The following is a 5,622-nucleotide window of genomic DNA, read 5'->3' on the forward strand; positions in this document are numbered from 1 at the left end:
GACTTGCTCAAGAACGTCTGTCAAATCGAACATACAAGGCATAGATGTGTGAATAACTTTGTCGTCAATCTCGTCAGTGGCTTAATTGCTTATAACCTAATGCCCAAGAAACCTGAGCTAAATTTGGAAATTATTAGAAAGCCTAACGAAATCGCCATCGCTTAGGTCGAACTCACGTTAAATTAACGACAATTCGTTTGAACAAGCAACAGGCAGTAAAGAGTATTTTTTCTGCCTGTTGCTTGTTACGAGCTTATTGCATAGACAGCAATTTGCAATACATTCCACCTTGGGCTTCGAGTTCGGCGTGCGTGCCTTTCTCCATAAGCCGTCCCTTGTCCATCACGATGATCTGATGGGCATTGCGGATGGTTTGCAGGTGGTGGGCAATGACCAAGACTGTGCGGTTTCGGATAAGGGCGGACATCGCCTGCTGTATCCTGTACTCATTGACGGGATCGACATTGCTTGTTATTTCGTCCAACAGGAGGATGGGAGCATCCTTGAGGAAGGCACGGGCGATGGAGAGGCGTTGCTTCTGTCCGCCCGACAACCCCAAGCCGTTCTCTCCGATTATCGTTTCATAACCATCGGGCAGACTGACGATGAAGTCGTGTATCATCGCCCGACGTGCGGCTTCCTCGATTTCCGCCTGTGTGGCATTGCGGTTGCCTACTTTGATGTTATTGGCAATGGTATCGGAAAAGAGAATGACGTTCTGCATTACCACACTGATTTTGCCGAGCAGATAATCGTAGTCTATTTCTCGAATGTCTATACCACCGATGCGGATGCTCCCGGTCTGTGGTTCCCAGAAACGAAGTAATAGGTTAGTAATGGTCGTTTTGCCCGAACCTGACGAGCCAACAAGTGCCGTTACTGTTCCTTCGGGAACATGGAACGTGAGATCTTTCATCTCAAAACCCTCTTTTTCGTAGTGGAAACCTATGTTTTCAAATGAGAGATCGAAGCGTTTCGTCGTTTTAGGTTGTTCAGGGTTGACAATAATAGGTGCATCCAGCAAACGGGAAATGCGTCCGTAGCTGTCCTTTACCTTGATGTAGTTCAGCCAATGACTCTCCATATTGACAAAAGGTTTGTAGAACTCCTTCGAGACGATTACGAACATCAGGTAAGCGAAAAGGGAAAGTTCACCGCGCCAAGTCCACCAAAGACCGAGCGTTGCCATCAGTGCGAAAGCCAGCTCTATGAAAAAAGCATATCTGCCCACGCTTACAGCCGCCAACCCTGAGGTCTTCTTGCTGCACTCCCCGAACTCACTCACGGAACGATCAAGCCTGTCACGGAACATTCCTTTTCCTCCGAATATTTTCAGTACAGGTATGCCCTTGACATATTCCACGAAAAGGCTGACCATATCCGCCAGATTTTCTTGTGCCTCCTCTTGTGCTTTCATTCCCGAACGAATGCCCCGATACAGGGAGAAGAGGGCAATAGGAAGGATGGCAATCATCGCCAATCCCATTCTCCGGTCCACACAGAACAGCCCGATGCCGAGTATCAGCGCCACGATGAAATCAGCGGACATTCGTGTCCAAAGATGCCCTACCACCATTTCCATATTATCCACGTCTTTGTGTATGACGGTGCTTATTTCGCCCAGACGCTCATTGGTATAGAAACCGAGTGAGAACATTTTCAGTTTCAAGATGATCTTCTCACGGATGCGCTCCACGAGATCGAAGCCGGCAAAGTGTTTGCTCATATCGGCTATGGCATTGGATATGGTTTTCAAAACCAGCAGACCACCGAGTATCCACGCTGCCGAAACGAGCGAAACGCTTTCGCCCGATATATAGCGATCGATGAGGAAAAGGACGGTAAGCATAATTGCCGTTCCACAAAGGGCATAAACCACGAAAAACAGTGCGGAGATTATCAGGTGCCGCACTCCGCGAGCGGTCAGTTCATTCAGTATATTGCGTACCATTATTTATACCCCCTCTTCTTTCAGTTGCCATTTACTTACCTGCTCCTGCGTTTCCGTCATATTGCGGTATAGTGGGCAGTTGTCTATCAGTTCACTATGTGTTCCCATCGCCACGACCTGCCCTTTGTCCATCACAACGATGCGTTCCATATCCTGAATGGTGTTGAGTCGATGGGCGATGGTGATGACGGTCTTGTTACGCTGCAATTCATCAAGAGCTTCTTGAATGAGTTTCTCGTTCTCCCCGTCCAATGCGGCGGTAGCTTCATCGAGAATGACAATCGGCGAGTCTTTGAGCAACATCCGTGCAATGGAAATGCGCTGCTTCTCTCCGCCGGAGAATTTTACGCCCGCTTCACCCGCCAATGTATCGTAACCATTGGGTAACCCCGTAATAAAATCGTGAATGCGTGCACGTCGTGCAGCTGTTTCCACCTCCTCTTGTGTGGCGGAGGGCTTGCCGATACGGATATTGTCCCGAATGCTTGTATTGAAAAGAAATACCTCCTGTTGCACCATCGAGAAGAAATCGGCAATGTTACGTTCGGAGAGTTCCGCAAGGTTCTCGCAGCCAAGTCGAACGGTTCCGGACTGCGGTTGCCAGAAACCCATCATTAGGTTTGCCAGTGTGCTTTTGCCTGATCCCGATTCGCCCACGATAGCCGTATGGCTGCCCTTGGGGAATTGCAAACAGACATCGGATAACGCACTGTCTTTCTTATTCGGGTAGGCGAATGTAACGTGCTCGAAACTGACATCGGTCTGCATAGCATCCATATCCCTGTCTGCCGTATCCTTTGCAGGTATTTCGGTAATTGACTGAACCCTCGCCAACGACTGACCATAGACAATCTTGAAATGCTGGAACGTAGCCAGTTTGGCAAAGGTGGACGAGAACAGCCCGCCCAATATTAGGGCAAGAATAAAACGTGCCACGGTGAGTTCGCCCGAACTCATCAGCCATAGCCCGACAAGTGTCATCACCACGATACCGCCCTCCAAGAACATCGTGATAAGCGTCATTGGTACGGTAACGCTGAACATACTCCGTTTCACCCAACGGATATAATCGCGCATACCACCGAGAACTCGCTCTGTTCGGGTCTCTTCGTGGCTAAATGCTTTGATAACCGGTATTGTAGCCACGTATTCCAGGAGGTCTTCCGACATCTTCTGCGTACTTTCCATAAAGTGTTGGAAGCTCTTGCCCCAAAGCGTTTTGACAGCCATTTGCAAGAGAAACGCCAAGGGTAGCAGCGATATGAGTGCCAGCCCCAGCCGCCAATCCAATACCATAACAATTCCCCATAGCAAGGTGGGGAAAAGCGTTGCCGATAGGATTTCGGGCAGTCCGTGTGCCAGATAAATCTCGATTTGCTCCACGTCGTGGTTAATGATGTTCACCAAGTCGCCCACCTTCCGCTCCTGAAAGAAGCCGAGCGGCAGCCGTTGCAAGTGGCTAACAATGCGCATTCTCAATCGTGTGAGGGCGTTGTAAGCCGAGCGGTGCGCCCGCCAGATCGCCATTCCGTAGAACATTCCGCGAAGCAGGGTGAACAACACCATCGCCGCCCCGACAATCCAAATCATTGTAGAAGTGAGCGTTCCGCTCATCAGCCTGTCCACTGCCCACACCACGAGCAATAGGGGCAGTGTGCCGAAAACAAGATGCAGTATGACCACCGCATTGGAGAGCAGGCTGCGACTCTCCCGTTCCTCATCGAGAGGCTTGATTTTTTGTTTATCCATACATCTGTATCGTTTTGATTTTCTAAGATGCAAAAGTACGGAGACGCACAGGGGTAAAATAACCCGAATGAGCATTACACTGCCCGAAAACGATAACTTGACACATATAAAACTCAATAGGGGTATAAGTGTGAATAGTAGGGTTATTTATCTGTTTTATAGGTGGGTAATTTTGTACGAGTTTTCATAAACAGATAAGATATGTCAAGCAACTCAATAGTTCATTTATACAAAAGAATGCTCATCGTCAGCATCCTATTGCTGTGGGCTTATCCGATGTTTGCACAACAACATTCCATCGAAATAAAAGTTATTGATGCAGAGAATGGTAACAGTATAGAATTTGCCACGGTGCAATGGAAAGGTCTGAACGAACCTTCGTATAAGAACGGTACAACCACAAATAGAAAAGGAGTGGCGAAACTAAATACGCCTGTCCATCAAAAACTTGTACTAAGGGTAAGTTACGTAGGTTACCAGACAATTACCGACACGATTACGACAAATGTGAAGCGTCATACCCTGAAGTTACGTCCGGAATCGACGGAATTGGCAAATGTGGTAGTCTTCGGAAAAACAAAAGCACAGGTTATTAGAGAGTCGCCCGAAGCAGTTTCAGTAATAAACGCTAAGGAATTGCAAGGTCGCTCTGTTTCTTTAGAAACCATCTTGAACAAGACCATCGGCTTGAAAGTCGGGCAGACCGGTGGTTTGGGGAGCAGTTCGAGAATTATTGTTCACGGATTGGAAGGAAACCGCATTCAAATCCTTTGGGATGGTATTCCGATGAATACTTCGGACGGAACCTTTTCGCTTGATGAAATTCCGATAGACATTATCGAACGGATAGAGGTCTATAAAAGCATTATCCCTGCACGTTTCGGTTGCGATGGCTTGGGTGGTGCCGTCAATATCGTCACGAAGGAGTTCAGTACGGACTATTTGGATGCCTCGTATGAATTAGGTTCTTACCAGACACACAAGGGAAGTGTCTTCTCGCGCAAGAACTTTCCCAAGAGCGGTATTTTGCTCGGTGCGGGAGGGTATTATACTTCTGCAAAGAATGATTACTCATTTAGAGTTCCCGAAAGAGAAAACCTGTTGGTGAAGCGTAACCACGACCGTTTTCGTTCGTATATGCTGAAAGGGAAAGTCGCTTTTACAAAACTTTGGTTCGATGAGATTAGTACCGAGTTCGGGTATTACAACCGTTTCAATGAGATACAAGGAGTATTGAAGAATATCCAGCACGCTGAAAACAAATCCGGGATGTTTATGCTCGAAAACAAACTGATTAAAAGCGGAATACTGAACAATCGACTTAACTTCGAGTCGCATTTCTCCCTCTCGCATACGACGAACATTTTTGTGGATACGGCACGAGTTAATCACGATTTTGAGGGAAATATATATCCGAGCCCAAACGGACAGGGAGAAACGGGGGACGTTCCTCACAACTCAAACGACAAAGGTTTGGAAATCAACGAACGTATCAACCTTGATTACAAATTGTCCACCAATCACAGTTTGAACCTGAACACGCTTATTAACTATGCCCGAAGACAACCAAGCGATGACATTGCAAGTCAGCACGCAGGGTTTATTATCGGAGGATTTCCAAGCAAAAAGACCAGTGTTGTCTCGGGCTTGACTTGGGAAGCGAAACTCTTCGATAGGAAACTGACGAATATGTTCTCAGCAAAGTATTTCCATCTCCATTCCGAGATAGAGGACTTGACCTCTTATGAGATAATCGAAGCGCCGAAGAAAAAGAGGTTCATCCGACATTTCGTGTGATACGGCAGTCATGTAGAGCAAAAAGCCTTAGTTTGAAATATTCATCATCTCTATATCCGTAAGCATTTCTCTTCATCACTTTAATCTTATTGTTTATTCCCTCCACTTTGGCGGTTGATAGCCGT

The 5,622-nt window shown here is 47.1% G+C and carries 3 protein-coding genes and 2 pseudogenes; 2 read left to right on the plus strand and 3 right to left on the minus strand.

Annotated elements, in window-relative coordinates; genetic code table 11:
• Window positions 1–165, plus strand: a pseudogene (locus A3GG_RS12540) (IS982 family transposase); the annotation flags it as partial.
• Between the two features lie 88 nt (window positions 166–253).
• Here the strand turns inward: A3GG_RS12540 and A3GG_RS0111310 are convergent.
• Window positions 254–1,951, minus strand: coding sequence for an ABC transporter ATP-binding protein (locus A3GG_RS0111310; protein WP_018359394.1), 1,698 nt, complete (start codon window positions 1,949–1,951; stop codon window positions 254–256).
• Window positions 1,952–1,954: 3 nt separating this feature from the next.
• Entirely contained in the window at window positions 1,955–3,700 is a 1,746-nt protein-coding gene (locus A3GG_RS0111315) for an ABC transporter ATP-binding protein (protein WP_018359395.1), read from the minus strand.
• Between the two features lie 201 nt (window positions 3,701–3,901).
• On the opposite strand from A3GG_RS0111315, the pseudogene A3GG_RS12545 reads away from it, so the two are divergent.
• Window positions 3,902–5,473 (plus strand): annotated as a pseudogene (locus A3GG_RS12545) (TonB-dependent receptor plug domain-containing protein); the annotation flags it as partial.
• A 4-nt stretch (window positions 5,474–5,477) separates the two neighbouring features.
• Here A3GG_RS12545 and A3GG_RS13245 read toward each other — a convergent pair.
• The coding region (locus tag A3GG_RS13245; RefSeq protein WP_156808717.1) for a transposase at window positions 5,478–5,622 on the minus strand (145 nt) is incomplete at its 5' end.

The organism is Porphyromonas levii DSM 23370, assembly GCF_000379925.1.
In the GTDB taxonomy this organism is placed as follows: Bacteria; Bacteroidota; Bacteroidia; order Bacteroidales; family Porphyromonadaceae; genus Porphyromonas_A; species Porphyromonas_A levii.